The following is an 18,887-nucleotide window of genomic DNA, read 5'->3' as shown; positions in this document are numbered from 1 at the left end:
ACAATGCCTGATATAAAACTCTTCGCTGGTAATGCAACTCCAGAACTAGCAAAACGAATTTCTGAACGTTTATATCTCTCATTAGGTGATGCGACTGTCGGTCGCTTCAGTGATGGTGAAATCCAAGTTCAGATCAATGAAAACGTACGTGGTAGTGATGTGTTCATTATTCAATCTACTTGTGCACCAACAAATGATAACCTAATGGAGTTGATTGTAATGGTTGATGCGCTGCGTCGTGCATCTGCTGGTCGTATTACTGCAGTTATACCTTATTTCGGTTATGCTCGCCAAGATCGTCGTGTACGCTCTGCTCGAGTACCGATTACTGCGAAAGTTGTTGCAGATTTCTTATCCAGTGTTGGGGTTGATCGTGTACTTACCTGTGATTTACATGCGGAACAAATTCAAGGCTTTTTTGATGTACCTGTAGATAACGTCTTTGGTTCACCAGTACTTGTGCATGATATGTTAAAGAAACTAGATATGGAAAATCCTATCGTCGTCTCCCCTGATATTGGAGGCGTTGTTCGTGCGAGAGCAATTGCCAAATTATTGAATGATACAGATATGGCAATCATTGATAAACGTCGTCCTCGTGCTAATGTTGCTCAAGTTATGCATATTATTGGTGATGTGGCTGGTCGTGATTGTATTTTAGTTGATGATATGATTGACACAGGTGGCACATTATGTAAAGCAGCTGAGGCATTAAAGGAACGTGGTGCTAAACGTGTGTTTGCCTATGCTACACATGCGGTATTCTCTGGTTCAGCTGCAAAGAACTTGGCAAGTGATGCTTTAGATGAAGTAGTAGTAACAGATACTATCCCACTTTCACCAGAAATTAAGGCACTCAACAAAGTGCGTGTTTTAACTCTTTCAGGTATGTTGGCAGAAGCAATTCGTCGTATCAGTAACGAAGAATCTATCTCTGCGATGTTTACATAAAATACTTTAAAAAATGAAGGCGAATCATCAGATTCGCCTTTTTTATATTTTATAAAATACCAAATAAGTCATGAACTCATGCTTATTTATAATATCAATATAACTATTAGTAAATAAAGTGCGGTTAAAACTAGAAAAATTTTAACCACACTTTGTGTAGAAAATATTATCATCTCTACTATAGTTTCAATTGCCGCTCAACTTCTTTGGCCCGAACAAGGAATTGTTTGCGTTCAGCTGTTCCCATTCCACTACTTGTCCCTGGTAACTTGACACTTAATGGATTCACTGCTCGCCCATTAATATGAAATTCATAATGTAAATGTGGTCCAGTCGATCTCCCTGTATTTCCTGAAAGAGCAATACGTTGACCACGTTTAACATTTTGTCCTGCCTTTACTAAAGGACGACTTAAATGCATATAAACCGTCTGGTATTCACGACCATGGCGAATCACAATATAACGTCCTGCACCATTTGCCTGATATGCTACTTTTTCAACAATACCGTCAGCAGGCGCAATAATTGGAGTACCTATAGGCATTGCAAAATCAACACCTTTATGAGGTGCAATACGCCCTGTTACAGGATGGCGGCGATAAGGATTGAAGTGAGAAGAAACACGTGCTTGACGCTGTAGAGGATAACGCGCGAAACCTTTACCTAATGTTTCGCCTTGTCGGTTATAGTAACGTCCATTGCTAGCTTGAATCGCATAATAGCTTTTGCCTCCTGAAATGATATGAATACCATCTACATTGCCTTGCCCAGTGCGCTTATTATCAATATATTCACGCGTAACGAGTAGAGCGAACTTATCTCCTTTTTTAAGACGTTTCAAGTTAATTTGCCATTGTAATGCATTTGCAAGTTGATTAATTTGGCGTAACTCTAATCCTAATGTTCTTAAAGTTGTATTAAAAGAACCATCAATTTTTCCTTTTAATACTTCTTTTTTCCATACACTCTGTTTTTTGAGAATCTCACGTTTAAACTTACTTTCTTCAGTTCTTTCATAGATTCGTTCTTCACGTTCAGAAACTAGCCAGTTTAAATATTCTAACTCACCTTGATTATCTAATATCCAATAAAATTGCTGACCAGGTTTAAGGTTTTTAAACTCAGGATAACTTTTTATCAGTGCATCGCTGACTTTCACATCTAAACCTGATAGTTCTAATACGTCTTTTAATGTATCGCCTTTAACTACAGTATGACTAAATTGATTTTTAATCCGCATAGCCTGATCCATCACATCAAATAAATCATTTAATGCATTGCGAGCTGATTCAGGAAACTCTGCGAGCTCATCGATTGTTTCTGGCTTAATTTCATCAACTTCATCATCTTTCGCTTCAAGATCATCATAATACGAAGTTGCATCAAGAGAATTAACCTCCAATTTATTCATGCTAGCTCGATCTATTTCATTCTCTCCAACTACACTATGCTCAGTAGAAGAACCTGAACTTAAAGAAGTTCCTGATATAGTTTCTGCTGGGTCAACTCCAACTGATGTAGAATCTACTACAGGCGATGTTAGCTGGTTTACTGATGCTATTTCATTCTCGGCTACTTTTGAATGTGATTCATAATTTGTTATTTCAGGTGGAGATGAAGACTCAAGAGAAGAAGATAATGTTGTCGAGACGTTTGTATCAGTAGAAGATTTAGTAAATGATGAATGCTCAGATTGATTCAATTCAGTGCTTGAAGTAGGAACAGAAACTTCTGAATATAGGTTAGAGGATTCAGAGCGTGGAATATTCTCTTGTGCTTGAGTCGTAACAGTAGTAGATACAGTATCAGCTGTTTCTTCTTTATCTCTTAATAAAATACCTGTAATAATTAATAAAATGGCGCTAAAGAAAATCATTACTTTAATTTGTAATTTTTTTCTTCGTCTATCTCTTGCTAACTTAACATGTCGCACCATTCTATCCCTTTATGTATTCTTAAACTCTAATAATGTTGCTTTATTATGACCAAATAAATGCTAAAAAATTCGACACGCTTTCAAAAAAAGCGAATAAATGCTGGAATTGTATCCATTCTACTCATTTTCATACGGCAAACTTGTGAAATAGCTAAAAATAAGCTATTTTTACTGCAATTTTTAAGCGGTCAAGTCTAACAAATAATGCAAATTCATTCTATCAATTTACCCCTAGTTGAACTAAAAAATATTAATGTCACTTTTGAACAAAAAAGAGCATTACAAAATATCAATCTCACGATTTATCCCAATTCCATTATTACGATTGTTGGCCCTAATGGTGGTGGTAAATCGACTTTATTAAAAGTCCTGCTTAAACTCTTAACTCCCACATCAGGAAAAGTACACTATAGTAAAAATGTACGTATCGGTTATGTACCACAAAAAATTCATCTTGATCACAATTTACCAATTACAGTCGAACGATTTTTATCACTTAAAAAAGGCGTTAGCTCACAAGAAATTAAATCAACGCTAGCTCTATTATCTATTTCTCATTTAACTAAAAGTAAGATGCAAAAGCTCTCTGGTGGCGAAATGCAACGTGTATTGTTAGCAAGGGCAATTCTAAACAAGCCTAACTTATTAGTACTTGATGAACCTACTCAAGGTGTGGATATTAATGGTCAAGCAGAGCTATATCAACTGATTCATCAAACTCAACAAAAACTGAATTGCGCCATTTTGATGGTGTCGCATGACTTAAATATTGTGATGGCAGATACACATCAAGTCCTCTGCATCAATCAACATATTTGTTGTGCAGGCACACCTGAAATCGTATCTAATGATCCGACTTTTATTCACTTCTTCGGTGACCAATTTGCTAAAAATGTTGCACTGTATACTCATAAGCATAATCACAAACATGATATACATGGCGATATCTGTTGTGCACCAAACTTTACATCAGAGCAATGTCACCATCAGAAATAACGAGATAAATTATGTTTGAAATTGTTTTCCCAGCTTGGTTAACGGGTATTTTACTATCACTGATTACCGCACCACTTGGTGCTTTTGTTGTATGGCGCAAAATGGCATACTTCGGCGATACCTTAGCACATTCTGCCTTACTTGGTGTTGCACTTAGTATTTTCCTCGATATTAACCCTTATGTATCTATTGTTATTTTAACGCTGATTCTCGCTGTCAGTATGGTATGGTTAGAAGGTAAAACGCAATTTTCTGTAGATACTTTACTTGGCATTATTGCACACAGTTGTTTGTCACTCGGTGTAGTCACTGTCGGTTTATTACAAAATGTACGCGTGGATTTAATGGCATATTTATTTGGAGATCTACTGGCAATGAATTACGATGATCTGCTCTTTATCGGATTAGGTGTCATTATCGTATTAGTCACTTTACTGTATTTTTGGCAACCTTTACTCTCAACAACTGTTAGTCCAGAACTCGCACAAGTAGAAGGTATTAATGTACAAAAAATGCGCTTCATTTTAATGATTCTCACTGCATTAACTATTGCCCTTAGTATGAAATTTGTTGGTGCATTAATTATTACATCCTTACTTATTATTCCTTCTGCAACAGCACGTCGATTTGCTAAAACACCAGAAAGTATGGTGATTATTGCTATTTTTATCAGCATGGTTGCTATTAGTTTAGGTTTATTACTTTCAGCCTTCTATGATACTGCTGCTGGACCTTCTGTAGTGATTAGTGCCAGTTTATTATTTTTACTTTCTTTGTTTAAGAAAGAAAGTACTTAAAAGTGCGGCTGATTTCAGAGAAGTTTGAAAAAGTAAAAAAAGCGAATACAATATTCGCTTTTTTCTAATTAATCGACGATAAAGCAGGCAATTTTTGTTCCATCGGCATAGGTTTTTAATGCAGGCTTTTCAATTGCGCATTGTGCAGTTGCAAATCGACAACGAGCATGAAAGGCGCAGCCTTTAGGCGGGCTCAATGGACTTGGTAATTCACCAGTCAACTTGATGCGTTCTCTACGGTGTTCAGCTTCTAATCGAGGTGTTGCAGATAATAATGCCTGTGTATAAGGATGACGCGGGTTACTAAAAATTTTCTTAGTTTCACCTTGCTCAACACATCGTCCTAAATACATCACCATAACTTCATCAGCAATATGTTCCACAACAGAAAGATCATGAGAAATAAAGACATAGGATAGTCCCATTTCTTCTTGTAAATCCATCATCAAATTGAGTACTTGAGCACGTACCGAAACATCAAGAGCTGAAACAGGCTCATCTGCGACCACAATATCTGGATGTAACATTAAACCACGAGCAATTGCGATACGTTGACGCTGACCACCTGAAAACATATGTGGATAACGATCATAAAACTCAGGTTTTAAACCCACTTTAGCCATCATTTCCAATACTTGTTGTTTACGTTGATGAGCGGATAAATCAGTATTAATTAATAAAGGCTCCTCTAAAATTGCTCCTATTTTTTTACGTGGGTTTAAAGACGCATAGGGATTTTGGAAAACAATTTGAATTTTTTTGCGGCGTAATTTTTGCGTTACTGCATCATTAACCAAAAAATTTTGTCCTTGATAAAATAACTCACCATAAGTTGGCTCCTCAATCATTGTTAACATTCGACCAAGTGTCGATTTCCCACAACCTGATTCTCCAACAATTGCAAGAGTTTTACCACGTTCGAGTGTAAAAGAAACTCCATCCACCGCTTTAACTAATCTCGGCTTACTGAACATCCCTTTTTTAACTGGGTAATATTTTTTAAGATTTATAGCATCCAAAAGTGGAGCATCTAATTGATTTTGTTGCATATTGCTCTCTTTTATTATTGTTATCACACAGCAAGTGCGGCTGTAGTCGGTCTCCCCTGCGCATTTAATGGGGTATGACATTTTACTCGATGACCATTTACAATCTGTGTTTCAGGTTCTTGCTGACGACATAATTCCGTTGCATATGGACAACGTGGATTTAGTAAACAACCTGTTGGACGATCATATTTACCAGGTACAACACCAGGTAAAGACTGTAAACGCGATTTTCCTTCTGCAAATTCAGGAAGCGCACGTAACAATGCTTGAGTATAAGGGTGTAGTGGTGCTTTGAATATCTCTTCAGCTTTCCCCTCCTCTACAACTTGCCCTGCGTACATCACAATAATACGGTGTGCAGCTTCTGCTACTAAAGCGAGATCATGCGTGATCAAGATTAATGCCATATTCTTTTTACGTTGTAGTTCAAGTAACAAATCAATAATTTGCGCTTGAATCGTCACATCAAGTGCTGTTGTAGGCTCATCTGCAATTAATAGTTTTGGATTACAAGCAATCGCCATTGCGATCATCACACGCTGACTCATACCACCAGAGAGTTGATGTGGATAAACATCTAAACGAGAAGTAGGATCTGGAATGCCTACCAATGTTAATAATTCGATTGTTCGCTCTCGTCGCCATGCTTTACTTCCACCTTGATGTACTTTCAACGCTTCCATGATTTGATAACCAACCGTATAACTCGGATTTAAGCTAGTCATCGCATCTTGGAAAATCATCGACACATCTGCACCTACAATTTTTTGTTTTTGCTTAGCATTCAGTGTCAACAAATCACTTTGATTAAATTCCAACTTGTCAGCATACACACGACCAGGGTAATCAATTAAGCCCATAATCGCTAATGAACTCACTGATTTTCCTGAACCTGACTCTCCGACGATACCTAATACTTCACCTTCATTTATAGTGTAATTAATGCGATCAACTGCTTTAAATGGTGCTTTTTCATCACCGAAATGAACAGATAAATTTTCTACATTTAATAACGCCATGCTTTTCCTCTTATTGTTTTAATTTTGGATCTAACGCATCTCGTAAACCATCACCCATTAAATTGAAAGCAAGCACGAGAGAAAGAATGGCCAAACCAGGAATTGTAACTAGCCAATGCGCAGTTTGCATAAAGCCTCGAGATTCCGCCAACATAGTACCTAACTCTGGTGTGGGTGGTTGCGCCCCAATCCCCAAGAAACCTAATGCTGCAAGCTCAAGAATAGCATTAGAAATCCCCATTGTCATTTGTACAATTAATGGCGCTAAACAGTTAGGTAAAATAACAATGAACATTAGACGGAATACACTAGCACCCGCAACGCGAGACGCTATGACATAATCACGATTTTTCTCACTTAAAACTGAGGCTCGGGTTAAACGGACATAACTTGGAATGGAAACAACCGCAATTGCAATTGCAGCATTAGTTAAAGAGGGTCCAAGAATTGTTACTACACCGATGGTCAATAATAAACTCGGAATAGCTAACATAATATCCACAAAGCGCATAATGATTGTATCAATTAAACCGCCATAATAACCTGCGAGTAAACCCAAAATCACGCCAAAAAAACAAGATAATAAAACAATAGTTAAACCAATAAATACAGAAAGGCGAGCACCGTAGATAATACGCGATAAAATATCACGTCCAATATCATCAGTCCCTAATAAATAGGCACTATTTCCGCCTTCAACCCATGAGGGAGGAAGTAATAAAGCACTTCGGTCTTGTGCAATAGGATCGAAAGGGGCTATCAGCCCTGCAAAAATACAAACAATTAAAACAATCGTAATAAAAGTTAATCCAATCACCGCACCATGGTTTTGTTTAAAATAAAACCAAAATTCTTGTAATGGTGTTTTCGGTGCAGGTGAACTCAGTGTGGTCACACTTGACATGTTTCACTCCAATCAAAATTAAGTATGGCGAATACGCGGATTCACAATGCCATAAATTACATCAACCGTTAAATTCACTAAAATAATTAATGTAGCAATAATCAATACAGAACCTTGTAATACAGGATAATCTCGAGAATTAATCGCATCAATAATCCATTTTCCTATCCCTGGCCAAGAAAAAATATTTTCAGTTAACACTGCTCCAGATAATAATTGCCCAACAATGAGCCCTACAACTGTAACAACAGGAATTAACGCATTCCGTAAAGCATGAATTACGACAATACGTGTTGTGTTCAAGCCCTTGGCTTTTGCTGTACGAATATAATCTTCACCAAGCACTTCTAACATAGAAGATCGTGTCATACGAGTGATAACAGCTAAAGGAATCGTACCAAGCACAACTGAAGGTAAGATCAATGACTTAATGGCGGCTAAAAATGCGCCTGGTTCATCTGAGTTCCAAGTATCGATCAACATGAAACCTGTTTCAGCTTCAATCCAATACTCTGCAGGTAAACGCCCTGACGCAGGCAATCCTAATGGAGTCGAAAAATACAGAATTAAAATTAATCCCCACCAAAAAATTGGCATTGAATAACCTGTGAGAGAAAGTGTGGTTACTGTATGTGATATCCAGGAATCTTTTTTAACAGCTGCGATTACCCCTAAAAAAACACCTAAAATTAACGACCATAACAAAGCAAAAAAAGCTAATTCGACGGTGGCAGGAAAGAGTGTAAAAAATTCTTTGAGTACAGGTTCATTGTTACGAAATGAAGTGCCTAAATCGCCTTGTAATACACCTTTAACATAGCTGAAATACTGTTCAGGTAAAGGCCTATCCAATCCCAGCTTTTGCATCATTTCAGCATGCACTTCTGGGGTCAAACCACGCTCTCCCATACGAATTTCGATTGGGTCGCCTGGAATCATATGAACTAACGCAAAAGTAATCAAGGTTATTGCAATAAACGTAGGAATAACCATTAAAAGGCGTTTAAAAATAAATTGAAACATCGAAGACTCTCTATATTATTTATAGTGTTGAATCCCTTGCTCCCCTATAAATAAAGAGGAAAATTATAACTGGTCAAACTGAAAGTAGAATAAATGATAACTTAATTAGGATAGCACAAGCTTATATGACTCATGCTATCCCTTATTGCCAAATTCATAAAAATTTGACCGCACTTAAGCTAACAACTTACTTTTCTAAATCAACATGATAGAAATTATGTAAGCCAAATGGATCGATTACATAGCCTGTGGCCTCTTTACGTACAGGGAAATACGTAGTTGAGTGAGCAATTGTAATCCATGGTGCTTGTTCTTTAAAGACAACTTGTGCCTGTTTATAAATCGCTGTACGTTCTGCTGGATCAGTCACTTGCGCCGCTTTTGTCACAAGATCATTAAATTCTGGATGACAGAATTTTGCATAATTAGAACCAGACTCAACTGCTGCACAACTTAATAACGTATTTAAGAAGTTGTCAGGATCACCATTATCACCAGTCCAGCCCATCATACCAGTTTGGTGATCGCCCGCGCGCATACGTTTGAGATATTCACCCCATTCATAACTAACAATTTTTGTTTTTACGCCTACTTTTTCCCAATCTGCTTGAACTAATTCAGCCATACGACGTGCATTTGGATTATATGGACGAGATACAGGCATTGCCCATAAATCCGTTTCAAACCCATTTTCAAAGCCCGCTTCTTTTAATAGTGCCTTTGCTTTCTCAGGATTATATTCGTAATCTTTTACATCATCATTGTAAGACCACATTGTTGGCGGGATCGGGTTTTTGGCAACTTGTCCAGCGCCTTGATAAACAGACTCAATAATCGCTTCTTTATTTACAGCATAATTTAATGCTTGACGTACTTTGACATTATCAAATGGTGCTTTTTTTACATTAAAGTTTAAATAACCTACATTCAAACCAGGCTTAGTTAATAAATTAATGTTTGGATCTGCTTTTAATTTTGCAATATCTGCTGGATTTGGATATGGTGCTGCATGACATTCTCCTTTCTGTAACTTAGCATAACGTACAGAAGAATCTTTTTGATAAGAAACAAATTCAAATGGACCTGTACCAATTGGTACACTATCTAATTTTTCAGGTGTTTTTGCTTTTGCCATCGCATCTGCATATTCTGCAGAATAAATTGAAGCAAAATCCATCGCCAAATTTGCTAAAAATGGTGCATTAGGAACTTTCAAACTAATTTTTACAGTGTAGTCATCCACTTTTTCTACTTTATCAATGATATTTTGCATATCCATACCGATAAAATATTCATAATTACCACCAGATACTTTGTGATAAGGGTGGTTTGGATCTAATTGACGATTGAAGGAGAAAACAACATCATCAGCGTTAAAATCACGGGTTGGTTTAAAGGCTTTATTACTATGGAACTTCACGCCCTTACGTAAATGAAACACGTAAGTTTTACCATCTTCTGCAACGTCCCATTTTTCTGCTAGTGCAGGAATTACATTCGTCGTACCACGCTCAAAAGTCGTTAAACCATTAAACATTGCCTGACCAGAAGCATCAATAGTCGCACCATCCGTACCTAGTACTGGGCTTAAATAAGAAGGGGATGCCTCAGAACAGTACACAAATGTTTTCGGACCCGCTGCGAAAGCGGCAGTCGAAGTCATCGCCAATGCGATAAGAGAGAGTTTTGTTAATTTTTTCATTGTTCACTCCAAGATGTTGTCGATTTAGTACAAAAGATGTACCTTTTGTTTGCATAAGCATCTACGAATATGGCAATTTTTAGACCAAATAGCAATCCCTAATGTAAATAAAATGTGAAAAAATATCATTTTTTATTAATTTTTTTCGAAAAAAAGAGCCATATTTTTAGATAAAACACATTATTTATCACTAAATATGGCTATATATATATTAAACAGCTCTACAAAAGAAAGAGAAAGCCGAACTTTCTTCTAATTTATTAAAAAAACTCAGTATAAAATCCACCTATTATCTTTTTAATTCCCATTTTTAGTTTTAAGTACTAAATTTTACTAAAACAGGTCACTCATCTAGCCTTATTCTATTGGGCGTACACCGAGTGTATGACAAATTGCATAAGTCAGTTCACTACGGTTTAACGTATAAAAGTGAAAGTCTTTAACACCTTCACGAGAAAGGACTCGTACCATATCCATGGCGACACTAGCAGCAACTAAATTACGCGTAGTTTGATCATCATCCAGCCCTTCATATTTTTTGGCTAACCAAGTTGGAATTTTGACATTAGTAATCGTAGCCATTTTCATTAGCTGTTTAAAATTAGTGACTGGCAAAATACCTGGCACAATTTCAGCATCAATACCAATGGAAGCACAACGATCACGAAAACGTAAATAACTATCAATATCAAAGAAAAATTGAGTGATGACATGATTCGCCCCTGCATCAATCTTACGTTTTAAATTGATTAAATCTGCTTGAGCAGATTTTGCTTCTGGATGGACTTCGGGATAAGCTGCCACTGAAATCTCAAAATCAGCGACAGAACGTAATAATGTGACTAAATCTGCTGCATAAAACGTTTTTTTCGCGTAGCCTGCTGGCTCATCACCACGTAATGCAACAATACGACGAATACCACTACTCCAATAGTCTTTGGCAATATTAATTAATTCTTGTGGTGTAGCATCAATACCAGTCAAATGTGGTGCAGCTTCTAATCCTGTTAATTGTTTAATGTTCTTCACAACGGAATGCGTACGATCGCGCTCACCTGAATTGGCACCATAAGTCACAGAGACAAATTTAGGTTTAAGTACTTTTAAACGATGGATGGACTCCCATAAAATCGTTTCCATTTTTTCATTTTTAGGTGGAAAAAATTCAAAGGATACATTGATCTTGCCGTCTAAATCGGCAATATGTTGATTAAGTGTATCAATCTCTTTTGCATAACTCATCGTTCACCTCAGAATAAAATCATTTTTAGATGTCTATATGGCTAAATTAAAGAGAAAAATCTATTATGTCAATCCTTAAAAAATTCATTCTATAAATGAATTGAATTCATGATCTAGCCAAACACAGGAATTTGTACTCAGAATATGAATTCGTTATACTTTATACTATGTCAATTACGTCAAAATAGACGGAGTGGGGAAATAATGAATAGAAAAGCAAAAATCACGCTTATTTTATCAGGCATTACACTTGCTTTAGGTATAGCAGCACAGTATTACACTAATCATAAAATTAATCTTAGTTTGCAAAGTTTTCCTTATCATCTTAAAGATCAACTAACCTTACATGTTACTGAAAAACAAGCTAATTTTTTCCAACGTGAATTAGTTTTTAGTCTTGAAGATGATAAACAGCATAAAACAAACATTATTTCAACAAAATTGACTGCACTCCCTTTTACGATTATTGCAGAATCACATATTCCTCAACCTCTTATCAGCGAATTAAATAAAAAATTAAATATCACTATTGATAAAAATAGTATTAATAGTAAATTCTCTGTCGTCGGCGACTACCTACAATCTAATATTGTGACACAATTTAGAGATCTTGCTAACAAACCACAGGATCTACAAATTGATATTAACTACGCGGCAAAAACAAAGTCTATGGAAATCCAAAGCCAACTCTCTGGCTTTAATTATGATGCAAAGACAAAATTTGATGGAGTGACTGGGCAATATGTACTGATCCCAATTGGGGATCATCACTATGATTTGGCTGAATTAGAATTAAACGTAAAAAATGCTGATATTTACTTATTAAATGGTGAAAATACGAATATCAAATTAGAACAAATGCGTTATTCACTCAACAAATCTTTAAACGAACAGTACTATGATTTGACTACAGAGTTTAATAGCAAAAAAGTTAATATCTCAAACAAAAATAAAATCTCAGAAAAAGATCAAACTGCTATAAATGAATTTGTGTTCTCATCTAAGCACACAAAAATCCCTAATAGTTTAAGTTTCTACCGTGAATTTAGCAGTATCCTAGAAGAAAATAAAACCTTTCCTGAAGTTATTCAGTTGATTGCTGATACGCTATTTAATAACGATTCCGCAGAAGCAAAAATAGCAATGAAGGAATTAAACTTACTGGAAAATCCCTATCAAAATAGGTTTTTAAAACTAAACGATTTTTCTTTGTCTTTCGAGGCTAATAATCAAGATCGTCAAAATATCAACACAGACTTAGTACTCAATGCAAAACAAATCACTTTAGATGGAGAAGGACATAAAGATAACAAAGAAACATTAATCCTAAAAGGCTTATCTGCAACACACAAACTTGCTCAAATAAACTTAGACAATCGCTTGAGTTTACTTCGATTCTATACAGACCTATTAAAAAATGGATCAACAATGAAGACTTTCCCAGAGAAAGATGATCCAGCTTTCATTGAAACATTGAAACACAACTTAGCCACATTTAATGAAAAAAATGAATTCACACTCAGTATAGATGAATTAAGCTATGCTGATACTCAATCAGCAAAAAAATTAGCATTAAACAAACTCAAGATGGCCCATACAGAGGATCAACAACAAGAGAAATATGGCTATACCTCAACGCTTTCTCTTGGAAAATTTGTCTATGATGATATTAAATTACAAGTTAATGATTTAAACTACCAAATCCCATTTCGTCTAGCGCCACGCAAAACTGCTTCACCATTAGATCTATGCTATGACAATAGTTATCGAATGTTATGTGCATTCTATCTTTCAGAAAAAACCTACCAAAAATGGCAAAAAAGTTTTGCAAATGAAACAACACCTACAATTAAAAATGCAGAATTGAAGGCTTTTTTAGATACTCTCCCTAATAGCCAAGCGTATCCTATCAGTGCTAATTTAACTGTTGAGCTTATACCTTCTGAAAATAACATGATGTATTTGAATATAATCAATATGTTATCTAGTGTCATGTACGCCAATATGGATATCAAATTAACTCTTGCAAAAGGACTAATTAAAGATATTCAAGCAAATGATAATCAAGAGCACAATATTTGGGATATGCTACGTACTTATGTGAAACCAAATGAGCAATTAGCCCCTTATTTTATCGAGCAAGATGACAATTACGTCATCCATTATGTACAACAAAATCATGTGAAAACTATTAATGGTCAACCATTTGACGAAGTAATGGACAAGCTCAATTCACCAACAAAATCAGAAACGATTGATGAATCCTCTTCTCTTGAACAACCTGTTTCTGAATTACCATCAACAGTTGAACAAGAGAACCAACCTACAAATCCTTAATCAAAAGCGGTCTATTTTAAAAAAGTGTTAAAATAGACCGCACTTTTTATTTAGACGAATGCTTTCTACTTTACAAAGTCTAAAATCCCCATACAATATTGCCCTTTAATTATTCACGACAGTGAATACCTGACTTGAACTCAGACTAACGGAAACACTATGACAACTTTCACTCCTGAGCTGCTCTCTCCAGCAGGCTCATTAAAAAATATGCGTTATGCTTTTGCCTATGGTGCAGATGCTGTCTATGCTGGACAACCACGCTATAGCTTGCGTGTACGTAATAATGAATTTAACCATGCTAATTTAAAAATTGGCATTGATGAAGCCCATTCACTTGGTAAAAAATTCTATGTTGTGGTTAACATCGCACCACACAATTCAAAATTAAAAACATTTATTCGCGATTTAGAACCCGTCATTGCTATGGGACCTGATGCATTAATTATGTCTGATCCTGGCTTAATTATGTTAGTACGTGAACACTTCCCACATGTTGCTATTCATCTTTCAGTTCAAGCAAACGCAGTGAACTGGGCTTCAGTGAAATTCTGGAAACAAATGGGGTTAACCCGAGTAATTTTATCACGGGAACTTTCACTGGATGAAATTGCTGAAATTCGCCAACATGTACCCGATATGGAAATTGAAGTTTTTGTACATGGTGCATTATGTATGGCTTACTCAGGGCGTTGTCTACTATCTGGCTATATCAATAAACGTGATCCAAACCAAGGTACTTGTACTAATGCTTGTCGTTGGGAATATAGTGTTACAGAAGGCAAAGAAGATGATATTGGAAATATCGTCAATATAGGCGAAGAAATTCCAGTTAAAAATGTTGCCCCTACTTTAGGTGAGGGTGATACAACTAGCAAAGTATTTTTACTTGCAGAAAGCCAGCGCCCAGAAGAACAAATGTCGGCATTTGAAGATGAGCATGGCACTTATATCATGAACTCTAAAGATCTACGTGCCGTACAACATGTAGAAAAACTGACCGCACTTGGCGTACATTCACTCAAAATAGAAGGACGCACTAAATCTTTCTATTATTGTGCAAGAACAGCACAAGTATATCGTAAAGCAATTGACGATGCAGTGGCAGGCAAACCATTTGATGAAGGTTTAATGGACACGCTAGAATCACTTGCTCACCGTGGCTATACAGAAGGTTTCTTACGCCGTCATACGCACGATGAATACCAAAATTATGACTATGGCTACTCGATTTCAGAACGTCAACAATTTGTTGGTGAGTTTACGGGCAAACGTAATCAACAAGGTATGGCGGAAGTGGCTGTAAAAAATAAGTTCTTACTTGGTGATGAAGTTGAAATGATGACACCAAAAGGAAACGTTGTGTTCAAAATTCAGCGTATGCTTAATCGTAAAGATGAAGCTATAGAAGCAGGATTAGGCGATGGTCATTTTGTATTTTTAGATGTCCCAGAAGATGTGCAATTAGATTATGCATTACTGATGCGTAATTTAGTCAATACTAATACTCGTCAACCGCACGCTGTCTAAATGCTAAAAAAATAAAAAGTATTATTTAATGTTTTGTTAAAAAAATGTTGCATTTGTTATTTTTGTGTATATAATGCATCACATACCCTAAAAAGTATGACTCCAAATATATTTTGGCCCTTTCGTGTTGAAAGGGCTTTTTTTTACCTTGAAATCAAATAAAAGCGGTTCTTCTCAGAAATAAGGGATTTTTCCTTGTACAATCGCAAAATTCGCAATAGACTTACGCCCACCTTTTTTACATAACAGTTATAACATTTTTATGCGTGTTGCTGATTTCCATTTCAATTTACCAGATGAGCTTATTGCTCGCTATCCTAAAACTGAACGTACGTCTAGCCGTTTACTTCAACTCAATGGTGAAAATGGCGAACTTTCGCATCATACTTTTGCGGATATTATTGAGCAAATCAATCCAGGAGACTTACTTATCTTTAACAATACCCGAGTCATCCCTGCCCGTATGTTTGGGCGAAAAGCAAGTGGTGGAAAAGTCGAGGTATTAGTCGAACGTATTTTGACAGATACACGTTTTCTCGCTCATATTCGCTCCTCAAAGGCACCTAAAGCAGGTACAGAGCTCTTTTTAGGCGAAGATAAATTAGGTGAGAATAACGGAATCAAAATGGTCATGCTTGATCGCCATGATACATTATTCGAAGTCGAAATTGTGGAAAAACAAACAACACTTTTAGATGTATTACAACAAATTGGACATATGCCTCTTCCTCCTTACATCGATCGTCCTGATGAAGACGCAGATCAAGAGCGCTATCAAACAGTCTATAACAAAGTACCTGGTGCAGTGGCTGCACCGACTGCAGGTTTACACTTTGATGATGAACTATTAGCACAATTAAAAACAAAAGGTGTAAATTTTGCATTTGTCACGCTACATGTTGGTGCGGGAACCTTCCAACCTGTACGTGTAGAACAAATTGAAGATCATAAAATGCACGCAGAGTATGTCGAAGTACCACAAGACGTTTGCCATGCAATTCTAGAAACGAAACAAGCAGGTAAACGTGTCATTGCTGTCGGAACAACTTCGGTTCGCTCAGTAGAAAGTGCTGCTTTAAACGCTGAAGAACAAGGCAGTAAACAGTTAATTGAACCTTATTTTTCGGATACCTCTATTTTTCTGTATCCAGGTAAACCATTTCGCATTGTGGACTGTTTAATTACTAACTTTCATTTACCTGAAAGTACATTAATTATGCTAGTGTCAGCGTTTGCTGGATATAAACATACAATGACAGCATATCAAAGCGCGGTCGAAAATCGCTATCGCTTCTTTAGTTATGGCGATGCGATGTTTATTACAAAAAATCCAAATGTCACGGGGTTAGATTAATAATTTTTACTATTCAAATCCAAGACTAATGCGTACTTCGGAAATTTGACTTATAAGAACCGAGCACATACAATGAAAAATGAGGCTGTATGCTAATGGTTTCTTATTGAGATCAACTACTATATATTCGCGTTACCTTTAAATAAGGAATATAGAAGCGTCATAGTGACTAAACAAATTTTATCCTTTTTCTAGTCATAGAAATAAGCCTCCACTTATGTAGCCTATTCTATCTCGACTAATGGGCTATCACTGTAGAATCTGTCTCTGTTCTCACTTATTCTAGTCAGAACATTGAAAAAGGTAATAATAGAAAGCCTGTTGACTAACACAGGCTTTTTTGTTCATAAAATACTTCGAACTGTTTATTCGTTGAAAGGACACAAAATGAAATACGAACTTGATAAAACAAGTGGCAATGCAAGACGTGGGCGTCTTGTTTTTGAACGCCCACAGGGTACATTTACCGTTGAAACACCAGCTTTCATGCCCGTCGGTACTTATGGTACAGTAAAAGGCATGACCCCTGAAGAAGTCCGTGCTACTGGTGCAGAAATTTTATTAGGCAACACTTTCCATCTATGGCTACGACCAGGTCAAGACGTTATGCGTAAGCATGGTGATTTACACGACTTCATGCAATGGTATCGTCCTATTTTAACTGACTCTGGCGGTTTCCAAGTCTTCAGCTTAGGTAAATTGCGTAAAATTACTGAAGAAGGAGTGAAATTCCAAAATCCAATTAATGGTGAACGTATTTTTTTATCTCCAGAAAAATCAATGGAAATTCAATACGATCTTGGTTCAGATATTGTGATGATTTTCGATGAATGCACGCCTTATCCAGCTACATTTGATTATGCTAAGAAATCGATGGAAATGTCCTTACGTTGGGCTAAAAGGAGTCGTGATCGCTTCGATGAACTTGGTAATAAAAATGCACTGTTTGGTATTATCCAAGGTGGTGTGTATGAAGAATTACGCAAAGTGTCTGTAGAAGGCTTAATCGATATTGGTTTTGATGGTTATGCTGTTGGTGGCTTAGCTGTTGGTGAACCTAAAGAAGATATGCACCGTATATTAGAATATGTTTGTCCGCAAATTCCGACAAACAAACCTCGTTATTTAATGGGTGTAGGGAAACCTGAAGATCTAGTCGAAGGCGTACGTCGTGGGATAGATATGTTTGATTGCGTTATGCCAACTCGTAATGCACGTAATGGTCATTTATTTGTCAGTAATGGCATCGTCAAAATACGTAATGCCAAATATCGCGATGATACAACTCCACTAGATTCTGAATGTGACTGTTATACATGCAAAAACTACACTAAAGCCTATTTATACCACTTAGATAAATGTAATGAAATTCTTGGTGCAAGATTAAATACTATTCATAATTTGCGTTATTATCAGCGTTTAATGGCACAAATTCGTGAGGCAATTGAGCAAGATAGATTTGATGATTTTGTACATGAGTTTTACGCAAAAATTGGCAAACCTGTTCCACCAATGCAGCTAGATACTGAAAATGCTTAATCTGTCAGCACAACAATTTGCTAGTTGGGAACAACCGATTGAAATGCTTTATGCTTGCCACAACAAAGTCAAGCACTTTTGCCATCAGTTGAGTATATTACCAAATTATTTGGCAGAATACGGTTGTAACCAAGCAGTAAAAAATGATGTTCAACAAATTCTGACTTATTTTAATCAATCTGCCCCACTACATCATCAAGATGAAGAGGAGGATTTTTTCCCTGCTCTATTAAAAAAGGTACCCCAAGTGCGGTCAGAAATTGCAAAACTAGCTATTCAACATAGCTTATTACATCAAACTTGGGAGAAATTATCAGTACAGCTGCGCGAATTACTGGCGAACCAACGTACTGATATTGATGCTGAACTGATAAACAAATTTATTGCTAGCTATGAGCAACATATTGCAATTGAAGAGCCCCTATTTGAATTAGGTAAACAGTATTTATCTATTGAAGAATTAACTAATATGGGCAAAGTCATGTTTGCACGTCGTTGTGTAAAATAA

The 18,887-nt window shown here is 36.4% G+C and carries 15 protein-coding genes; 8 read left to right on the top strand and 7 right to left on the bottom strand.

What is annotated here, in order from left to right:
* Window positions 1–3 precede the first annotated feature (3 nt).
* Window positions 4–951 (top strand): ribose-phosphate pyrophosphokinase, encoded by a 948-nt coding sequence (locus DYE19_RS02125; RefSeq protein ID WP_049216337.1) that lies wholly within the window; start codon window positions 4–6, stop codon window positions 949–951.
* Between the two features lie 178 nt (window positions 952–1,129).
* On the opposite strand, the gene mepM is transcribed toward DYE19_RS02125, so the two are convergent.
* Entirely contained in the window at window positions 1,130–2,887 is a 1,758-nt protein-coding gene (gene mepM / locus DYE19_RS02120) for a murein DD-endopeptidase MepM (RefSeq protein WP_438361427.1), read from the bottom strand.
* Window positions 2,888–3,091: 204 nt separating this feature from the next.
* On the opposite strand from mepM, the gene znuC reads away from it, so the two are divergent.
* Window positions 3,092–3,883, top strand: a complete 792-nt coding sequence (gene znuC / locus DYE19_RS02115; RefSeq protein WP_115322451.1) for a zinc ABC transporter ATP-binding protein ZnuC — start codon at window positions 3,092–3,094, stop codon at window positions 3,881–3,883.
* A gap of 11 nt (window positions 3,884–3,894) precedes the next feature.
* Complete coding sequence (gene znuB / locus DYE19_RS02110) at window positions 3,895–4,680, top strand: zinc ABC transporter permease subunit ZnuB (RefSeq protein WP_115322450.1); 786 nt, start codon at window positions 3,895–3,897, stop codon at window positions 4,678–4,680.
* Between the two features lie 68 nt (window positions 4,681–4,748).
* On the opposite strand, the gene DYE19_RS02105 is transcribed toward znuB, so the two are convergent.
* The 6 genes from DYE19_RS02105 to metF all read right to left on the bottom strand — a co-directional run bounded on the left by DYE19_RS02105 (window position 4,749) and on the right by metF (window position 11,619).
* Entirely contained in the window at window positions 4,749–5,729 is a 981-nt protein-coding gene (locus tag DYE19_RS02105; protein WP_115322449.1) for a peptide ABC transporter ATP-binding protein, read from the bottom strand.
* Window positions 5,730–5,752: 23 nt separating this feature from the next.
* The gene (dppD, locus tag DYE19_RS02100) at window positions 5,753–6,748 is read right to left on the bottom strand and encodes a dipeptide ABC transporter ATP-binding protein (RefSeq protein WP_049216342.1); all 996 of its coding nucleotides are present in this window, start codon (window positions 6,746–6,748) and stop codon (window positions 5,753–5,755) included.
* A gap of 10 nt (window positions 6,749–6,758) precedes the next feature.
* Window positions 6,759–7,652: an ABC transporter permease subunit gene (locus tag DYE19_RS02095; RefSeq protein WP_115322448.1), complete on the bottom strand. Its 894-nt coding sequence runs from the start codon at window positions 7,650–7,652 to the stop codon at window positions 6,759–6,761.
* Between the two features lie 18 nt (window positions 7,653–7,670).
* Complete coding sequence (locus DYE19_RS02090) at window positions 7,671–8,675, bottom strand: ABC transporter permease subunit (RefSeq protein WP_049216344.1); 1,005 nt, start codon at window positions 8,673–8,675, stop codon at window positions 7,671–7,673.
* A 187-nt stretch (window positions 8,676–8,862) separates the two neighbouring features.
* The gene (locus DYE19_RS02085) at window positions 8,863–10,377 is read right to left on the bottom strand and encodes an ABC transporter substrate-binding protein (RefSeq protein WP_115322447.1); all 1,515 of its coding nucleotides are present in this window, start codon (window positions 10,375–10,377) and stop codon (window positions 8,863–8,865) included.
* Window positions 10,378–10,734: 357 nt separating this feature from the next.
* Complete coding sequence (gene metF / locus DYE19_RS02080; protein ID WP_115322446.1) at window positions 10,735–11,619, bottom strand: methylenetetrahydrofolate reductase; 885 nt, start codon at window positions 11,617–11,619, stop codon at window positions 10,735–10,737.
* Window positions 11,620–11,823: 204 nt separating this feature from the next.
* On the opposite strand from metF, the gene DYE19_RS02075 reads away from it, so the two are divergent.
* From DYE19_RS02075 to DYE19_RS02055, 5 genes are all read left to right on the top strand, one after another.
* Window positions 11,824–13,956, top strand: a complete 2,133-nt coding sequence (locus DYE19_RS02075) for a hypothetical protein (protein WP_115322445.1) — start codon at window positions 11,824–11,826, stop codon at window positions 13,954–13,956.
* A gap of 159 nt (window positions 13,957–14,115) precedes the next feature.
* Window positions 14,116–15,486 carry a prephenate-dependent tRNA uridine(34) hydroxylase TrhP gene (trhP, locus tag DYE19_RS02070; RefSeq protein ID WP_115322444.1) on the top strand — a complete coding sequence of 457 codons (1,371 nt, stop codon included), beginning with the start codon at window positions 14,116–14,118 and terminating at the stop codon, window positions 15,484–15,486.
* A gap of 262 nt (window positions 15,487–15,748) precedes the next feature.
* Window positions 15,749–16,840 carry a tRNA preQ1(34) S-adenosylmethionine ribosyltransferase-isomerase QueA gene (queA, locus tag DYE19_RS02065; RefSeq protein WP_049216349.1) on the top strand — a complete coding sequence of 364 codons (1,092 nt, stop codon included), beginning with the start codon at window positions 15,749–15,751 and terminating at the stop codon, window positions 16,838–16,840.
* A 387-nt stretch (window positions 16,841–17,227) separates the two neighbouring features.
* Window positions 17,228–18,379: a tRNA guanosine(34) transglycosylase Tgt gene (tgt, locus tag DYE19_RS02060; protein ID WP_115322443.1), complete on the top strand. Its 1,152-nt coding sequence runs from the start codon at window positions 17,228–17,230 to the stop codon at window positions 18,377–18,379.
* Window positions 18,372–18,887: a hemerythrin domain-containing protein gene (locus DYE19_RS02055; protein WP_115322442.1), complete on the top strand. Its 516-nt coding sequence runs from the start codon at window positions 18,372–18,374 to the stop codon at window positions 18,885–18,887. Before tgt ends, DYE19_RS02055 begins: the two co-directional genes overlap by 8 nt.

It is taken from the genome of Pasteurella canis, from assembly GCF_900454865.1.
Classification (GTDB): domain Bacteria; phylum Pseudomonadota; class Gammaproteobacteria; order Enterobacterales; family Pasteurellaceae; genus Pasteurella; species Pasteurella canis.
The sequence above is the reverse complement of the archived record's forward strand: the minus strand, read 5'-3'. Positions and strand labels throughout refer to the sequence as shown.

Excerpts from the sequence above, each read along its gene's own strand:
- mepM (WP_438361427.1), bottom strand. The coding sequence starts at position 2,887 with ATGGTGCGACATGTTAAGTTAGCAAGAGATAGACGAAGAAAAAAATTA.
- tgt (WP_115322443.1), top strand. The coding sequence starts at position 17,228 with ATGAAATACGAACTTGATAAAACAAGTGGCAATGCAAGACGTGGGCGT.
- DYE19_RS02125 (WP_049216337.1), top strand. The coding sequence starts at position 4 with ATGCCTGATATAAAACTCTTCGCTGGTAATGCAACTCCAGAACTAGCA.
- znuB (WP_115322450.1), top strand. The coding sequence starts at position 3,895 with ATGTTTGAAATTGTTTTCCCAGCTTGGTTAACGGGTATTTTACTATCA.
- queA (WP_049216349.1), top strand. The coding sequence starts at position 15,749 with ATGCGTGTTGCTGATTTCCATTTCAATTTACCAGATGAGCTTATTGCT.
- DYE19_RS02090 (WP_049216344.1), bottom strand. The coding sequence starts at position 8,675 with ATGTTTCAATTTATTTTTAAACGCCTTTTAATGGTTATTCCTACGTTT.
- DYE19_RS02095 (WP_115322448.1), bottom strand. The coding sequence starts at position 7,652 with ATGTCAAGTGTGACCACACTGAGTTCACCTGCACCGAAAACACCATTA.
- DYE19_RS02055 (WP_115322442.1), top strand. The coding sequence starts at position 18,372 with ATGCTTAATCTGTCAGCACAACAATTTGCTAGTTGGGAACAACCGATT.
- metF (WP_115322446.1), bottom strand. The coding sequence starts at position 11,619 with ATGAGTTATGCAAAAGAGATTGATACACTTAATCAACATATTGCCGAT.
- trhP (WP_115322444.1), top strand. The coding sequence starts at position 14,116 with ATGACAACTTTCACTCCTGAGCTGCTCTCTCCAGCAGGCTCATTAAAA.
- DYE19_RS02105 (WP_115322449.1), bottom strand. The coding sequence starts at position 5,729 with ATGCAACAAAATCAATTAGATGCTCCACTTTTGGATGCTATAAATCTT.
- DYE19_RS02075 (WP_115322445.1), top strand. The coding sequence starts at position 11,824 with ATGAATAGAAAAGCAAAAATCACGCTTATTTTATCAGGCATTACACTT.
- DYE19_RS02085 (WP_115322447.1), bottom strand. The coding sequence starts at position 10,377 with ATGAAAAAATTAACAAAACTCTCTCTTATCGCATTGGCGATGACTTCG.
- znuC (WP_115322451.1), top strand. The coding sequence starts at position 3,092 with ATGCAAATTCATTCTATCAATTTACCCCTAGTTGAACTAAAAAATATT.
- dppD (WP_049216342.1), bottom strand. The coding sequence starts at position 6,748 with ATGGCGTTATTAAATGTAGAAAATTTATCTGTTCATTTCGGTGATGAA.